The sequence below is a fragment of the Paenibacillus pseudetheri genome (assembly GCF_924513355.1).
Lineage (GTDB): Bacteria > Bacillota > Bacilli > Paenibacillales > Paenibacillaceae > Paenibacillus_AQ > Paenibacillus_AQ pseudetheri.
Genome location: NZ_CAKMAB010000055.1, coordinates 18151 through 34890, shown reverse-complemented (window position 1 = coordinate 34890; position 16740 = coordinate 18151). Strand labels below are relative to the sequence as shown.

Below are 16740 nucleotides of genomic sequence, written 5' to 3'. Positions count from 1 at the left end.
TTTTCTATTTTCTATTTTCTATTTTCTATTTTCAATGTAAGGTGGGGATTCTTGATGGGATTTAACAACGAATACATTGCAGGCGTAACCTGGGGCTTCTCGGGTATACGTGGTTCATGGAAAACGGAAGAAGCTGAACGTTCGCTGGAACTCATGTCCTCCGTCACCGGAGCGAACTGGACAGCGATTGCTCTTAGTGCACTTCAAGCTACCGCTCATTCTACGGAAATTCCCTATTGGGAAACTCCAACCGTTAGTGACGAAGAAGTGAAATGGGCCATAAGTAAAGCAAAGTCACTGCAGCTGAAGGTATGCCTGAAGCCGATTGTTAATTGTGCCGACGGAACTTGGCGTGCTCACATTAACTTTTTCGATAAGGATGTTCCTTGTGAGCCTAAATGGTCGGAGTGGTTCAGCTCTTATACTAAATTCATTCTGCATTATGCTGCTATTGCTGAAGAAACAGGCTGTGAGATGTTCTGTATCGGCTGCGAGCTTGTACAAACGGATAGACGAGAAACCGAATGGCGTACGCTTATTGCCGAGGTTCGGAAGGTTTACTCAGGAATTCTTACTTATAATTGCGATAAGTATCAGGAGGATAACGTGACCTGGTGGGATGCGCTCGATGTGATTTCTTCAAGCGGGTATTATCCAGCTAACGATTGGGAAGCTCAGCTCGACCGGATTGAAAGTGTGGTTAGATCGCAGAATAAGCCATTCTTTTTTATGGAAGCGGGTTGCCCAAGCCGATGCGGGAGTGCAGCGATTCCTAATGATTGGACCTTAAAGGGTGAACCCAGTCAAGCAGAACAAAGCAAATTCTATCAGGCAATGTTTCAAGGCTGTGAGCGCAGAGATTGGGTTCAGGGCTTTATGCTTTGGGATTGGCCTGCTCATCTTTATCCAATTCATGAAGCAGAACAGAATGATGATTATTGTATGTATGGCAAACAAGCCGCTGGGATCATCAACGAATATTTCACCTCGAAAATCAATATGTAATGTGAGGAGGGACTAATGACCAATGATAAATTCACCAGAATTATGGCTGACACAACTTGAGAATGAGCTGCAGGGTAATATTCTTAGTTTTTGGATGAAACAGACGAAGGACGAACTCAATGGCGGTTTTGTTGGTAAAATCGACAATCAGCTGAACATTGCACCTGACGTGGAGAAAAGCCTTGTGCTTAATACCCGTATTCTTTGGTCCTTTGCGAGCGCTTACCGGATCTATGGCAAGACAGAATATCTGGCCATAGCAGAACGTGCCTATACCTATTTGATGGATCATTTCATCGATAAAGAGTATGGCGGATTATACTGGATGGTGGATGCGGAAGGCAAACCTTCTCAGGAGAAAAAACAGATCTACGGCCAAGCCTTTACTATCTACGCATTGGCTGAATTCTACCGCGCGACTGGACGGCCTGAGGTGTTAGATGAGGCAATTCAAATATTCCAGCTTGTTGAGAAATATGGCTATGATTCAACTTATAAAGGTTATGTTGAAGCTTTATCTCGGGAATGGCAAATCACGGATAACCTCAGTCTTAGCAGCAAGGACTTGAATGAGAAAAAATCAATGAACACGCATCTACACGTGTTGGAAGCGTATACCGGACTTTATCGAGTATGGAAGTCAGAGGAGTTAGCGAGCACGCTGGCTGAGCTAATTGAAACAATGCTAGACCATATCATTGATAACGAAGGCAAGCATTTTCATCTTTTCTTAGATGAGGCATGGAATGTAAAGTCAGATATTATCTCCTACGGACATGATATCGAGGGTAGCTGGCTGCTTGTAGAAGCCGCAGAAATCCTTGGTGAAGAGAAGCTGCTACAGCGCGTTCGAGCTGTCGCTATCTCTATGGCAGAGGCAGTTCTTGCAGAAGGCATAGATAACGATGGCGGGATATGGAATGAAGCTGACCCGGGCGGATTGCTGAGCAAAGAGAAAGATTGGTGGCCACAAGCTGAGGCAGTTGTTGGATTCTATAATGCTTATCAGCTGACCGGTGACAGCAAATTTAACGAGGCCGCTCAAGCCTCCTGGACTTTTATTGATAAATATATGGTGGATCATCAATTAGGCGAATGGTACTGGGGTGTGGACGAGAACCTTCTGCCCCTGCCTCACGCATCCAAGGTTAGCGCCTGGAAATGTCCTTATCATAACAGCAGAGCCTGCTTCGAAATGATCACACGACTGAATTCAACTATAAAGGAGACTGTATAATGTCATCATTATTTCAAGAACGCAAACAACAATTAACAGAACGTTATGAAGCGCTTATCACCCGTAACAATGAAAAGCTCCCTTATGGAAACGGTATTTATGACCGTTATGCTCATCCACTGCTTACCGCTGAGCACGTTCCTCTAATCTGGCGTTACGACTTTAACCCTGACACCAATCCATACTTCGCTGAAAGAATCGGCGTCAACGGCGTTTTCAACCCTGGTGCCATAGAACTTAACAGTAAGTTCTATCTTGTTGCCCGCGTTGAAGGTAATGACCGTAAATCTTTTTTTGCTGTAGCGGAAAGTGACAATGGTGTGGATGGCTTCCGTTTCTGGGATCATCCAGTTGTGCTGCCCGAGACAGAAGTTCCGGATATCAACGTTTACGACATGCGCCTAGTAACCCATGAAGATGGCTGGATCTATGGCCTATTTTGTACAGAACGCAAAGATCCAGACGCTCCACACGGCGACCTTTCTAGCGCAGTAGCACAATGTGGTATAGTTCGCACAAAGGATCTGAAGACCTGGGAACGTCTGGCCGATCTTAAGACAGGTTCTGCTCAGCAGCGTAATGTTGTACTCCACCCTGAATTTGTGGATGGAAAATATGCCTTCTACACTCGCCCACAGGATGGCTTTATTGATGCGGGCTCCGGTGGCGGTATTGGCTGGGGACTCTCGGATACGATTGAAAATGCCGTGATCACGAGTGAGACAATCATGGATGAACGCCATTACCATACCATCAAGGAAGTTAAGAACGGCCAAGGTCCAGCTCCAATTAAAACTCCAAAAGGCTGGCTCCATATTGCTCATGGTGTACGAAACACTGCTGCTGGGCTTAGATACGTGCTTTATGCCTTTTTATCTGATTTGGAGGAGCCAAACAAAGTCACCCATTCACCAGGTGGTCATTTCATCGCACCAGACGGTGAGGAACGTGTCGGTGATGTCTCTAACGTCGTGTTCTGTAATGGTGTGATTGCACGCGATAACGGTGAGATCTATATTTACTATGCTTCTTCCGATACTCGTATCCATGTTGCTACAACTACCGTTGACCAAATGTTAGATTACGTACTGAACACACCAGAAGACCCGCTTCGCTCTTATGCTTGTGTACAGCAACGCATCGCCCTCATCGATCGTAATTTAGCGCTGTAAATAAGAGTTCAGAGTCCTTAAAAATCAACAGAGCAGCGATTCTCCTACATGGAGGATCGCTGCTCTGCGTTTTTTGATCAAAATAGCTCAGTAATCCCCAACTCCAAATGAGGCTGAGATATAAATGTTCAAACGTATGGATGAGATCATGATCGAGATTCCAGAAGTTGAGAAGCCAGATCCCAATGCTTCTGCCGCTGTACAAGAACTGCTTGGGGAAAGTTTGGAGAAATGCTGTACACTTGGAGTGACAGTGACTTCGGTGCCATCGATCAAATTTGGAAGGGAACCCACCCAGAGGATAATCTTCCGCTTGAAGTCATTCAAGGTTCACCTAAAGGCTTCTCGATCCCCGTAGCTCCTGCAGTCGAAGAGGAGTTCGCTCCAGGCATCTCCCCCGATGACTTTAAAGAAATTGCCAAACGCCTCAAAATGGCTGGAAATATTACAGAATAATATTTAAAGTGAATCTGGTGAGGAATTTACGTAGATTATTCCTCACCATAGGTTCACTTTTTAATTGTACAAAGCCCGGTATTCATCCTCCAGCATAGACATCAAAATCAAGTTATGAAATTCTCCGTCTACATAAAGAGCATCCCGCTCTACACCATCGCGTTTGAAACCTAGCTTCTCATAGACATGAATGGCTCGTGGATTAAAAGGATATACACCCAGATGGATACGGTGCAGCTTCAAGGCTTCAAAGCCATATCGCAGCATTTGAGTCATAGCTTCAGTACCGTAACCCTTCCCTCTATGTTCATGACTACGAATCCCAATTCGAATGTTTGCGCTACGGTTATCCGGATCCATTTCGTTCAGCACCACTTCTCCAATAAGCTCATCCGTTTCCTTGACAATAATCATAAGATCCACACGATCCTCAGCTGGAATACTAATCTTTCGAATCCAGGCCGCAGTTTGCTCGCGAGAGAATTCTCCTAGCGACCCTGTTAGACGTCCCATCTCATCATCAAGTAAAAAGTTGTAATAGGCCTCCAGATCGGACACTTCTACTCCACGCAGATGAATATTTTCGCCTTCAATCTTTGGTATTGTAATTGCTGCAGTCATAACCAGCATTCCCCCTATACTAAAGAACTTTTATTTTTAAATACACTAATTTAATTTTTAGTCTCGCGGTATATCCACAGAATCACGATGCACTATGTCTGCTGCGATCAGGATCTTCTCCAGAGGTGCAGAGGGGTGCCCAATCCGACTTAGCAGCTTCTCCACTGCCGCCCGGCCCATAGCTTCTTTAGGGACATGCACAGTAGTAAGCGGCGGAACCCCTCTTGAGGCATCCTCAATATTATCAAAGCCGGTAACCGAGATATCCCCAGGAATATTAAGACCTTCTGCCTTCAGAATATCACTTGCCGAGAGTGCTGTTTTGTCATTGGCACAGACCAAGGCGGTTGGGAGTGTCTTAGCTTTTTTCCTTTTCATTACCCAATTTTTAAAATCCTCTTGGAACACTTCTTCCTCCACCCCTTCCAAAAAGAGATTCGCGTCATCTTCCAAGGGCAGTCTTATCCCACTCTCCTCCAGCGCACTCCTGAAGCCAATCCACCGATCCCGGAAGCTGCGTGAAAATCCAATGTTCCCGATAAAATGCATTTGAGTATGGCCTGTACCCATCAAATGATTAGTAAGCCGAGCCATGGAATCCACATTGTTCGCAAATACCGTATCACTTGGAATTAATGGATCTTCATGGTCAATCAACACCATCGGTAGACCGATGCGATGTACCTCAAGGAGTAAAGAAGTAGAGATTTCGCCCACACCTACCAAACCAAGAATCCCGCTTGGGTTCAAGATATTCACGAAATTATCCGCACGATTCTCAGAGATGATCACCATCCCTAATCCTTCTTGATCTAGTGCAAGGGCAATACCGTCCACAATCTTCCCCCAATACAAGGAATCCTGAGTTTGTGAGCGGATATTCGGCATTAATACAAGCACAGATTGCTTATTACGATCACTGCCCCCTACCGGAGGAGTTCGCTTGACACCTTGGACAAAAGCATTTTTTTGCGTAAAATAGCCTAACTGCGAAGCCGCTTGAATCACTCGTTCTCTGGTCATCTCATTAACGCCAGATTTACCCGAAAGTGACTTAGAAACAACAAATTTGGATACACCGAGATGATCAGCTATTTTTTGCATGGTGACCTTTTTAGCCATATTAAACCCTCCAGATATTTGCTTAAAATTAATGTGCTTATATTTAAAGCTGCGGATCCGCCTGTGTTTCCGCTCGTGCTTCCTTCCATTTGGTATTCAGTTCATCAAAAGCTTTCTGCAAATCAGGTGCAGCAAGTAACTCCTGAATATAATCTCCCGACCAAAAGGATAGCTTGGCACGATTTGCGATATCAATAAATGCATCACTTTGAACAGTGGCATCAAGCAGCTTAGGCTTATAAGATAAAAACTCTTGATACTGTGGCATAAAAGGGTTCAGACTACCATCAGCAGGAAGGAATCCCCAATCATCTTTATAGGAAGTCTCCTTCACAAAAAAATTCAACCAGGCCATTGCAAGCTCTTTATTCTTGCTATATTTACTTACCCCCATGAACCAGTCTGAGTTGATTGGCGCGTAATGAGTGTCACTATTATCGTATGGAAACGGGAAGAATCCAATATCCTCTGGCGAAGCTCCAACATCAAGGACTTGTCTGATCGTCCAATTTCCAAGTAAATACATACCTGCTTTACCCTTGGCCAGTTTGGTCTTCGATATTTCCCAATTGTTCGAGAAGAGTTCATTCTCTACATAACCTTTAGCAATTAAGGTTCGAGCAATGGAAATGGATTTCCCCCACTCATTATCGAGCTGCCATGGACTATCCTCATTTACCATATTATTTAGATACCCAGGGTTACCTGCCATATAATTAACTAGAGTATCCCATTCACGCAGTGGCCATATCGCTCCATAGTTCATATAAAACGGGATAATACCTGCCTTTTTCAACTTAGCGCAGGCTTCGTAGAATTCATCCAATGTCAGTGGGACTGAAGTGATTCCTGCCTTTTCGAAAGCTCTTTTGTTATAGACGATCCCTACCGTGGTAGTTCCTGTTGATACCCCATATCGCTTGCCCTCATAACTTGAAAAAGAAGGGAACCGTTCACCAGCAGTTATTTCTTCATCCAGTGGCTCGAAAAAATAATCCAGTTCCTTCGCAGGAAGATTCACCGGAAGCAGCAGTACATCACCAGCATCCTTAGTGGACAGCCGTACCAGAATATCCGTTGCATAGTTGGACAGACCTTCAAATTCGACATTCGCCTCGGGGTATTTTAGCTTGAATTGATCTGCGTATCCTTGAAAGGTTCCATTCTCAATCAGATCTATTCGATTGGTCATCATGACTATGGTGCCGGATAAGTCAGACTTCACTTCGTTTCCAACTGGAGGTGCTGGCGATTCCGTCTGCTTGGTGTTGTTCTCACAGCCACTAATCGATAACAAAATGAGAAGCAGCAGTATGGTACGCGTAGTCCAGTGTAATCTCATCCCCATCAACGGACAGCCCCCTCTTATTTCAGTCAGTTAATCTAATCAATTCCGGTTCCAGCAACGGTAGCGACAAAATAACATCCGTCCCTTGTCCGAGCTCACTATATACCTCAATTCCATATGCCGCTCCATAATGAAGTCGCACACGCTGGTGTATATTTTTCATACCAATGCCCCCATTGATACTTTTCTTAGGAGGACTTTCTTTCTGCAGCCCTTCGTTCAATCTCTCTGAAGTGATCTTATCCATTCCACAGCCGTCGTCTTTAATATGAAACAACAACATTCGCTCAGTCATCTCGCAACGGATGCTTAGATGCATTTGCGGTTTGTTATCATCCAAGCCATGATAGGCAGCATTTTCTATAATCGGCTGGAAGACCAGCTTGATAATAGAGTAATTATCTAGCTCCTTCGGCACGTCGATCTCGAGTACGAAACGATTAGGGTAGCGACAGTTCAGCAGCTCAACATAATTGCGTACATATCCAAGCTCTTGCTGCATTGTCGTTTTACCGCTCAAATCACTTGTACTATACCGTAGCAGTTTACCTAAAATTGAGATCATGTCCGCAGCTTCAATATCATCATTGAGCTCAGCGGTCATTCGGATCGACTCCAGCGTATTATAGATAAAGTGAGGATTAATCTGACTTTGCAGAGCATGAAGCTCCGCTTCCTTCTTCTGTTCTTCAATTCGGTAGATATCCTGAATTAACTGCCTGATTCGAGCCAACATTCGATTAAACTGATGTCCGAGCAGACCAATCTCGTCACGCCGTCTAACCCTAAACATCACATCTAGATCGCCGCCCTGAACCTTTTTCATCAGGTGAATCATCTGCGATAGTGATTTAGTGAGTGCAAAGGAATGAATAATAGAAATAATTAACGCCAGCACAATGATACTTAGTGTAGCAGCGAGCGTTGCATTACGGGTCACCTTCACATCTCGCATCAGCACATCCACAGGGATGGAGATAATGGCCTTCCAATTGGTCTTGCTAGAGCTTGAGTATATACTCAGAAATTCTTTTCCGTTGACTGTATCATAGAAACTTCCGGATTTCCCATCGACCCTTTTGAATAGCTCTGAATCAGATACATCCGTGGCAAGAAGTTTTTTGTCGCTGTCGAACACGACCATCCCCTTCTCATCGACGATCAGAGATGTCCCATGTGTTACTTTATCCAGCTCTGTGACTCGATTCTCCAGATTACTAATATTCGCTTCAACCGCGATCAGCCCAATTGGATTTAATAAACCATCCACGATTTTGCGAACAACGGTAAAAGCATATCGAGTGCTCTGCAAATTACTCGTAAATGATTGGGTACCAAATAAGAGTGCCTCTCCGCTGGAATCCTTCGTCTGCTGACTCCAGAACTCATAGCTTTGATTAAGGTCCAGCCGTACTCCACCATCCTTGGCAGAATAATAACCATTCCCATGCGCATCAAAAATATAAACCGTGTTCGCGCCTCGCTTAATATTGTTAATAAATGAAATATTGCCCTCTATTCCCCGCTGAATGGACAGCAGCAGATCAAAATCCCCGGGCGACAATGAGGCCCTACCTCCTTTGCCCCCCATGATCTCTTTCTGCTCATAGTAGCGGTTTGAACGAATTAAATTTTGTTTAATATCGTTCACATAGGCCGGCATAGATGAAATACGCTTCATATCTTCGATATAATCATCTACTCCATCCATCATTTGATCGATTAACTTCTCAGAATAAGCAATAGTATTTCCCTGAATAGATTCTGAATAACTTTTATAAGTAAACACACTAATGAAGGTGAGCGGAAGGGTAATAATTATTAAAAAGACGAGGAGCAGCTTGCGTTCCATACTCATGTCCCCGATAACGGACCACCAGCCAAAGATGTGTTTACCTTTCATACGGTCCTTCTCCTTAAACCTTTTTACCTAACTTGTTATTATTATTTACCTAACAAAATTATTATACGGGGAAGTTCTTCTTTACACAATAACAAAACCGCTTCCTCATAACGAAGAAGCGGTTTTGTTATGTAAATCATAAAAAACTTAGATAGGGACCTTCTTATTTTATCGTGAACAATGACAGCTTGTCCTTTAACTGTCCTGAAGCACTTTCCAGTTTACCTGACAATGAAACGAGTTGATCACTTACATTTTGCTGTTCATTACTGAGTGAAGCCACTTCTTCGGAAGTCGCAGAAGATTGCTCAGCTACAGCACTTACATTACCCATTGCTTCTGACAACACAACCTGTGAATGATTCAAGCTACTGATTGCTGTTGTCACTGATTCCAGACTAGTAATGAACTCATCCATCTGTCCTTTTACGGATACAAAGATATCACTCGTGCTCTTCACTGAGCTTATTTGCTCTTTGAAGAGGGGAGCCACTTCAGATAATACAGCTTCCGTTTCGTTCATTTCCGTTATGATCTTGTCGGTGATTCCGGCTACAAGAGCAATAGATTGCTTCGATTGGTCGGCGAGCTGTCTTACCTCATCTGCTACCACCATAAAGCCCTTGCCAGCTTCGCCTGCACGTGCGGCTTCTATCGTCGCATTTAACGACAAAATATTCGTCTGCTGTGTGATACTCTTCATCACATCAAGCACCTTAATCACAGAGAATACCGTTTCTTTCAAATGATTTACACGTTCGACAAGTGCACTTGTCTTTTCCCCAGTACGGCTAGTCTGATCCAATAGATCCGTTAATTGTTTGGCACCTTGAGCACTAGCATCGCCAACCCCGCGTGCTGCCTCATCCATCTCACTGTTGGCACTTATCACGGTCTGCATTTGTGTAGCTATCACATCTGTAAGCTCATTACCACGTTCGGCCTCAAGTGCCAGACTGCCTGCTCCTCCAGCGATTTCTTCCGTAGCGGCTGCGATTTCCTTCGCCGAGATAGCCGTCTTACGCGAAGCTTCTCCAAGCTCGCCAGCGGTCTCCAGCACATCTCGAGCAGTTTCTCTCGTTTGCGATACAAGCTCAGTAATACGCTCCATCATCAAGTTAAAGGAGGCTGATAGTTGTCCAATCTCATCGCTAGACACATATTCTGTACGTACACTTAAATCTCCGCTTGCACCTTGAACCATAAGATTCTTCAATCGTGCCAGAGGCTGAGCGATCATACGAACCATCCAAATCCCGATCAATATTGCAAGCAGTGCTGCACCTGCAGCCGTAATGAACGTCGTCAACAGAATCGGACGAGCTTCCTTCACTAATTCGTCTGTAGGTACTACGCCTGACAGCTTCCAATCCGCCCGTATCATCGGATTAAAGACTGCCAGAATTTCTTCACCGTTTGGATCTTTAGCTTCTATGCTATTATTATTTTTCTTACTCTCTTTGATAAAAGAAAACTCAGATGGTTTTCCATCGTCTATCGGATTAGAAGAAGCTACAACTGTACCTTCAGGAGATACTAGTTGAATACGGGAGCCATCTCCCAGCTTCACACTTGCAAAAGATTCCTCCAGCAGTGTGTTTTTCAACACAAGCATAATTATGTATCCTTTTTCTGTTTCCAGATTTTTAAGGGATCTAACCATAGCAATATCGTTTTCTTCATTACCTTGAATAGAAGTGGAGAACCAAATATTCTTGGCGCCGCCTTTGTCACCACCCGAATAATATGAATCATATTCTTTGGTGTCGGCTACAATCTTCTTGTACCATTCTTGTTCACGTATTCCGTCAAGACTAATGCCAGCACTACCACTTGTAACGATTTCCTGCTCAGATGCCTCTGGAATCAAAGAGACACTGATAATATTAGAATCCGTTGTCGTCTGGCTGGACAATTTCTTACTTATTGCACTTGTTGCTTCAAATTTCTCGTAAGCAGTTTTTGCAGTAGCCATTGATCTAAGATCCGTTTGCATTTGTGTATCAAAATAAAGCTGTAATGCCAAGTTCTCATACTGTTTCAAGGTAATATCCAGCTTCTCAGCAGTCTGAATAATAGTCTGACGATAGGCTTCTGATACGTTATTCTTTATCGTTGTTTTGGCCTTCGAATAAGATATAAGTCCAAGTGACATAACTACGATTACAGTGGAACATAGGAATATTAGAAATAACTTCACACCGACGGATTGGATAGGATTAACTCTCTTGATTTGGCTTCCCCAACCCAACATCATTTTCTTAACATCTAACTTTGATGTCTTTCCTGTGCCTACTTCATTGCTTTGTACATTTACGGATTTTTTATTGTTCTTCTTCATCTCTCTAACCTTCTCTCTTTATGCTTTTCACTAATACTATCTTGATCAGGATCCCCATCATGATCATCTACCCGCTAATATTAGAGGACATATGAAAGCGCTAACCATATTATATATCGGTTTATTAGGCCTTTTTTCTTAGCTTTACTATACTTTTTTTATAACTTTTAACCTATGTATTCTGAGACAAAAAAAAACCCTTCGTTCTACCCTCCTTTTTGGATTTATTTGTTAGTTACTAATATATATATCTTATTGTTAGCTTTGTCAAAAGAAAAACAGAGATGCTCTTATAGAAAGAACATCCCTGTATCTTATTAAAATTTTCTCTTACGCATCATATCAAAGTATGCTACTGGCTGTTCTACCTTCATGCGAACACGTTGCAGAGGATGACGGGCTGCGTCAAGCGGGTTGCCTGCTTCATCCCACAATTCCGCTACAGTCTGCTTAAAGAATGTATCATTGGGTCCGAAGAATTCAACTTCCTGGCCTGGCTTGAAGTGATTGCGTTGCTGAATGAGCGCCATTCCACTCTCAGCATCGTATTCTAGTACAAGTCCGGCAAAATCATAAGGAGCCGCTTTTTCTTCGGGCTCATAGATATGATCTTCATGATCCGGAGTATCATAGAAGAACCCCGTGTTAAGCGGACGATTCGCCGCTTTATTCAGCTCATCCAGCCACTCTTGCTTCAACTCGTACCCTTCCGGATCAGCCATGTAAGCATCAATGGCTTTACGATAAGCGTTAACTACAGTAGCTACATAGTGAATCGACTTCATCCGCCCCTCGATCTTGAAGCTGTCAATGCCCACTTCAATGAGTTCAGGGATACTTTCCAGCATGCACAAATCCTTAGATCCCATCGAGAATGGATTATCTCCTTGCTGATGCAGTGGAATCTGAGTTACACCCGGAAGCAAAGGTGCCGGAGATTGCGCTTCAGCTTGATCTTCTTCAGACACCCAAGTGCCTTCAGGACGCGCATCCTCGAACAAATCATATTTCCAGCGGCAAGACTGGCAGCAGCCTCCGCGATTGGAGTCACGGTCTGTAAAGTGATTGGATAATACGCAGCGACCTGAGTACGAGGAGCACATCGCACCATGGATAAAGCTCTCAATTTCAATGTCAACATGCTTCTTAATCTCGGCGATCTCTTCCAGGCTTGTCTCACGTCCGAGAACTACACGCGGTAGCCCCTCTTCTTTCCAGAAGGATACGGCTTGCCAGTTCAGTGTAGATTGTTGAGTACTTAAATGCACCTCTAATCCAGGTACTAAACGGCGCGCTGTATCTACAATGATCGGGTCGGCTACGATAATGGCAGCAATGCCAACTTCATATAAGTTACGCAGATATTCTTCAATCCCTGCGACATCTTCATTGTGAGCATAGATGTTCGTTGCAACAAATACCTTAGCGCCGTATTTCTTGGCGAATTCAACACCTTCACGCATTTCCTCAAAGCTGAAATTGTCTGCTCCTGAACGCAAACCGTATTTCTGCCCTCCGATATAAACAGCATCCGCACCATAGTGTACTGCGAACTTTAATTTTTCCAAATTACCGGCCGGAGCTAGGAGCTCCGGTTTGTCCAGACGGTATCGTTTGCCCTTGTATTGCGGCTTTGTCATGGTTCCCATTCCTGTTCTCCCCTCCATCGTCCCACAAAGTGATGTCTACGTATGATATACTGCACCTAGTCTTTGCGGGGAACTAAAAAACTCTCATAAAATTAAACTTAATATACTTGCTCTTTATAGAAAAATCCGAAGCTTAGCTCCCGTTCTGGATCCTGCAGCATTCTGATAGCTTCCATCCAATCCTCTTGGAAAGAATAACCTTCTGGATCAGCTACATAGAGATCAATAGCTTTGCGATAAGTCTTAACAACCGCCACATTATACGCTGTTGATTTCAACAATCCTTCAATCTTTAAACTCTGTACGCCCGCAGCCATAAGAATATGAAGATCCTCCAAAATACAAATATCTTCCGAACTCATAATATGTGTACCGTTCTCGTCTTCATAGATCGGGAACTTTTGGTCATCTCGTTCTGCCTCGATCAAAAATAGACCACGTTCCTTGCCAAGACTGCCGCCCTCACTTGGACGTCCTTGATGTGACATATAGCTTTTCACAAGCTTACGCTTGGAATGGTATATATTGGTCATGCCATGAACCTGAACCTGTGCCTCAACCTCTAAAAGCGAAACCATTTCCGTCATTTCATCCATATTCAGCTCACGGGCAAGAACGACACGAGTAGCGCCTTTACGTCCCCAATAATTTGCAGTTGCGTAATTGGTAGACGTCATTTCTGCATTCCAATGCAGATTCATGCCCGGTGCTTCTTTCTTCACTGTGGTTAACACCGCAGGATCACCGAATTCAACACCGTCAACACCAAGCTCGCCTATAGCCTTCACATAGGCGGTTAGCTCTTCGAGAAGAAGGTTGGACATGAGCCCACCTAGTCCAGCATATACTTTGCAGCCACGGGCATGTGCCATTTCTACAACGGCAGCTGTATCCTCCAGAGAGAAATGTCCGGCAAGACGCATGCCGAAACGGTCATCTCCGATGAGCAATGCATCTGCTCCGGCATCCAGCAAAGCAGCAGCTTCCTCTAAGGATGCTGCTGTCACCAGTAATTCCGGTTTGTTAGTCATGTTGTACCTCCTACTTGTACAGTTATTTCAACCGCACCACTCTTCATTTTAATATTTTATTTCGATTCTTGCTTACTTTTTTCGATATTGGCTAAATGTTCCTTGTAGGTCTTAGCAAACAAATGGCCCTGTGTACCATCTTTCTTAGTCACATAGAAGTAGTATTCAGAAGCCTCAGGTTCGAGTGCCGCCTGAATGGAGGCCAGCCCTGGATTACTAATAGGTCCCGGAGGAAGTCCAACATTCTTATACGTATTATACGGACTGTCAACTTCCAAATCTTTAAACAACAGTCTTTCCTTCTGTTTATCGAGCAAATATTGAACCGTAGCATCAATCTCCAGCTTCTGCTCTTTCTTTAGGCGGTTATAAATAACGCCAGCAACTAGCGGTCGTTCACTATCTACCACGACTTCACGCTCGACTAACGAAGCCACAGTCAACAGCTCATGTAGTGTCATTCCACGAACTTCAAGCTTTTGCTTCCAATTTGGGATCGTATCCAGTTTCTTCTGGAACTGATCCAATAATGCTTCAACAACTTCCTGCGTCGTACTATCCTTAGCTAGTTCATACGTTTCAGGGAATAAATACCCTTCAAGTCGATGCCGAAGGTTCTTATCCTGCGGGATACCTAGAACATCAATTCCCTTCAAGCCCGCACCGGTATCCATTATTTCGAGAAAAATAGCAGCATCCTGATTCCAAGCCTCAGCAAGCTTCTTGGCAATCTGCTCAGCAGTATATCCTTCCGGAATCGTGAAAGTCACGGTCTCTTCCTTAACAACATCACCAGCATTTAACCTCTTGATGAGCTCGTCATAGGTGTCTCCTGGACTAGCAACATAAGTACCAGCTTTGAAGCTGGAACCTTCTTTGGTCCATTTCAAATATCCCTTAAAAAAAAGACTGTTCCGAATAATGCCGTTTTGTTCGAGCAGATCAGCAATTTCCGCGCTGCCCATGCCCTTCTCTATCGTAAATGTTACGGCAGATCCTGCAGGTTCTTCTGGCTGCATCCCGTTCCAAATGTACCAAGCGCCTCCGCCTCCTGCTGCTACCAGCAAAAGAATAATGATAAGCACAGTACGGATTGCGGATTTCAAGTCAGGTTCCTCACTTTCCGGCTATAAAGTATAAAAGTGTACTCCTTAAAATTTAATACATATTTCACGATCATGATTGTTGTTCTAATTATATTGATCGTATTCCAAGCAAAAAGAGCGCGGAATTCTCCGCCCTCTTCCGTACTCATCATAAATGGAACGTACATGTTTAAAATTTAATCTGCGTCATCTACTGGAAAAGTCATCTCATCATATAGCTCAGAGATGTCTTCCCACTCTTCATCGTCCACGATGTTCTCAAGTTCCGGTAGTCCGTTAGGAGAGACAACGATACGCAGGATTTCATATTCCACGTCTTTATCGGTACCTTTCAGCACCGCATAGCCAATACCACCGACTTCAAATTCGGCGATAATATCGTAAATGGAAGACTTGCCCTGCTCATCTTCCAGTTCTACTGTTTCTCCATAGGCTTCCTTAAGCCGCGAAGTCCATACCGCTTGATCAGCGGATACATCAGTCATTCTCAGATCCTCCGTCCAACTCGTCAACCAGTGTGTTGAAAGTCTCTTCGACAATCGCCCACTCCTCGTCATTATCGATCATGAACAATTGAAGGTCGTCGCCTTCTTCCACATAACGGAACGCATAAACCTCATCGGTTTCTTCGTCCTCGGAATCAAGCGGAACTACCATCATGTACTTAGCGTCCGAGCCATCAACCTCAAACTTCATAATGACCTCGAATTCCTCTTCATTACCTTCCTCATCGGGAATGTAGATAATTTCCGGTTCTTCCTCTTGGCCAATCTGTTCGTTTGTCATATCCTCGCACCCCTCACCTTTTACTGTTAGCATCCAAAAAATTTTGCAAAATCAGGGCTGCAGCCATTTTGTCCACAATCCCTTTGCGTTTCTTCCGGCTGACGTCCCCTTCAATCAGCACCCGCTCTGCGGATACCGTCGTCAGACGCTCATCCCAAAGGTGTACGGGAATTGCAAATTGCTCCCGTAGCTTGTCAGCGAACTCTATGCAGATTTCGCCCCGGGGTCCTACTGAGCCGTTCATATTCTTCGGTAGACCAACTACAATCTCTCCAATTTCGTGCTCTGTAACAAGTTCACGAATACGTTCGAACTCATTACCAGTACCGCGGCGCTCAATCGTTTCAAGAGCTTGTGCTGTCCATCCAAAAACATCGCTTGTGGCTACACCGATTCTACGGTCGCCGTAATCCAATCCTAACTTCTTCATCATCTGGGATTATCCACCTTGTGATTGACGAGGTAGAATCTAACCAGCTCTTCAATCAGCTCATCACGTTCTTTTCTCCGGACCAAACTTCTCGCATTGTTATGACGCGGAATGTAAGCTGGGTCTCCGGAAAGTAGATACCCTACGATCTGATTGATCGGATGATACTCTTTCTCCACCAGTGCATCGTATACAGCGAGCAATATTTCCTGGGGAGAAGCTTCCTTTTCGTCGCCCTTCACATTGAATTTGACCGTTTTGTCCATGGAGTCCATTTGTGACACCTTCCTTCTGCAAAATCACCCTAAAAGGGCGGCTTCGCAAAGTTGCTACTGTGCAGATCACTTGCTTCCTTTATCATAACATATTCATAGCCCAACGAGGAAATCCTGCGCGTGGAATAACGCTTTTTTTGGCATTTCCTCTACAAAAATAATGATATTTTTGGCTTTTAAGCTATTGTCAAGCACAACTATTCATGAAAATCTAACCACCTGTTAATAAAGAGTAGCGGTACTGATGTCAAACTCTCA

16 protein-coding genes are annotated in these 16740 nt (G+C 44.1%); 4 read left to right on the top strand and 12 right to left on the bottom strand.

All coding sequences use genetic code 11. The features are described from left to right. Positions 1-54 precede the first annotated feature (54 nt). The 4 genes from L1028_RS28380 to L1028_RS28365 all read left to right on the top strand — a co-directional run bounded on the left by L1028_RS28380 (position 55) and on the right by L1028_RS28365 (position 3870). Positions 55-1005, top strand: coding sequence for a glycoside hydrolase family 113 (locus L1028_RS28380; protein ID WP_234541337.1), 951 nt, complete (start codon positions 55-57; stop codon positions 1003-1005). Between the two features lie 22 nt (positions 1006-1027). After that, complete coding sequence (locus L1028_RS28375; RefSeq protein ID WP_234541336.1) at positions 1028-2242, top strand: AGE family epimerase/isomerase; 1215 nt, start codon at positions 1028-1030, stop codon at positions 2240-2242. Continuing rightward, positions 2242-3414: a glycoside hydrolase family 130 protein gene (locus L1028_RS28370; protein ID WP_234541334.1), complete on the top strand. Its 1173-nt coding sequence runs from the start codon at positions 2242-2244 to the stop codon at positions 3412-3414. Before L1028_RS28375 ends, L1028_RS28370 begins: the two co-directional genes overlap by 1 nt. A 231-nt stretch (positions 3415-3645) precedes the next feature. After that, positions 3646-3870, top strand: coding sequence for a manganese catalase family protein (locus L1028_RS28365; protein WP_234541333.1), 225 nt, complete (start codon positions 3646-3648; stop codon positions 3868-3870). A 60-nt stretch (positions 3871-3930) separates the two neighbouring features. On the opposite strand, the gene L1028_RS28360 is transcribed toward L1028_RS28365, so the two are convergent. From L1028_RS28360 to L1028_RS28305, 12 genes are all read right to left on the bottom strand, one after another. Beyond that, a complete protein-coding gene (locus L1028_RS28360; RefSeq protein ID WP_234541329.1) occupies positions 3931-4491 on the bottom strand; it encodes a GNAT family N-acetyltransferase in 561 nt (186 codons plus the stop codon). A 57-nt stretch (positions 4492-4548) separates the two neighbouring features. After that, a complete protein-coding gene (locus L1028_RS28355; RefSeq protein ID WP_234541328.1) occupies positions 4549-5613 on the bottom strand; it encodes a LacI family DNA-binding transcriptional regulator in 1065 nt (354 codons plus the stop codon). Between the two features lie 43 nt (positions 5614-5656). After that, positions 5657-6961 (bottom strand): ABC transporter substrate-binding protein, encoded by a 1305-nt coding sequence (locus L1028_RS28350; RefSeq protein WP_234541327.1) that lies wholly within the window; start codon positions 6959-6961, stop codon positions 5657-5659. Positions 6962-6983: 22 nt separating this feature from the next. After that, positions 6984-8864: a cache domain-containing sensor histidine kinase gene (locus L1028_RS28345; RefSeq protein ID WP_234541326.1), complete on the bottom strand. Its 1881-nt coding sequence runs from the start codon at positions 8862-8864 to the stop codon at positions 6984-6986. 163 nt (positions 8865-9027) lie between these two features. After that, positions 9028-11205: a methyl-accepting chemotaxis protein gene (locus tag L1028_RS28340; protein ID WP_234541324.1), complete on the bottom strand. Its 2178-nt coding sequence runs from the start codon at positions 11203-11205 to the stop codon at positions 9028-9030. A gap of 317 nt (positions 11206-11522) precedes the next feature. Next, on the bottom strand, positions 11523-12854 hold the full coding sequence (locus tag L1028_RS28335; protein WP_234541322.1) for a peptidase U32 family protein: 1332 nt from the start codon (positions 12852-12854) through the stop codon (positions 11523-11525). A gap of 98 nt (positions 12855-12952) precedes the next feature. After that, on the bottom strand, positions 12953-13885 hold the full coding sequence (locus L1028_RS28330; RefSeq protein ID WP_234541320.1) for a peptidase U32 family protein: 933 nt from the start codon (positions 13883-13885) through the stop codon (positions 12953-12955). 56 nt (positions 13886-13941) lie between these two features. Next, entirely contained in the window at positions 13942-14991 is a 1050-nt protein-coding gene (gene mltG, locus L1028_RS28325) for an endolytic transglycosylase MltG (protein WP_234541317.1), read from the bottom strand. 176 nt (positions 14992-15167) lie between these two features. Continuing rightward, positions 15168-15476 (bottom strand): DUF1292 domain-containing protein, encoded by a 309-nt coding sequence (locus L1028_RS28320; protein ID WP_234541315.1) that lies wholly within the window; start codon positions 15474-15476, stop codon positions 15168-15170. Next, positions 15469-15777, bottom strand: coding sequence for a DUF1292 domain-containing protein (locus tag L1028_RS28315; protein WP_038569507.1), 309 nt, complete (start codon positions 15775-15777; stop codon positions 15469-15471). Before L1028_RS28315 ends, L1028_RS28320 begins: the two co-directional genes overlap by 8 nt. Before the next feature lie 13 nt (positions 15778-15790). Continuing rightward, positions 15791-16207, bottom strand: a complete 417-nt coding sequence (ruvX, locus tag L1028_RS28310; protein ID WP_060625663.1) for a Holliday junction resolvase RuvX — start codon at positions 16205-16207, stop codon at positions 15791-15793. Then, positions 16207-16482 (bottom strand): IreB family regulatory phosphoprotein, encoded by a 276-nt coding sequence (locus tag L1028_RS28305; protein WP_042125473.1) that lies wholly within the window; start codon positions 16480-16482, stop codon positions 16207-16209. The genes ruvX and L1028_RS28305 overlap by 1 nt, the downstream gene beginning before the upstream one ends. Positions 16483-16740: the final 258 nt, after the last annotated feature.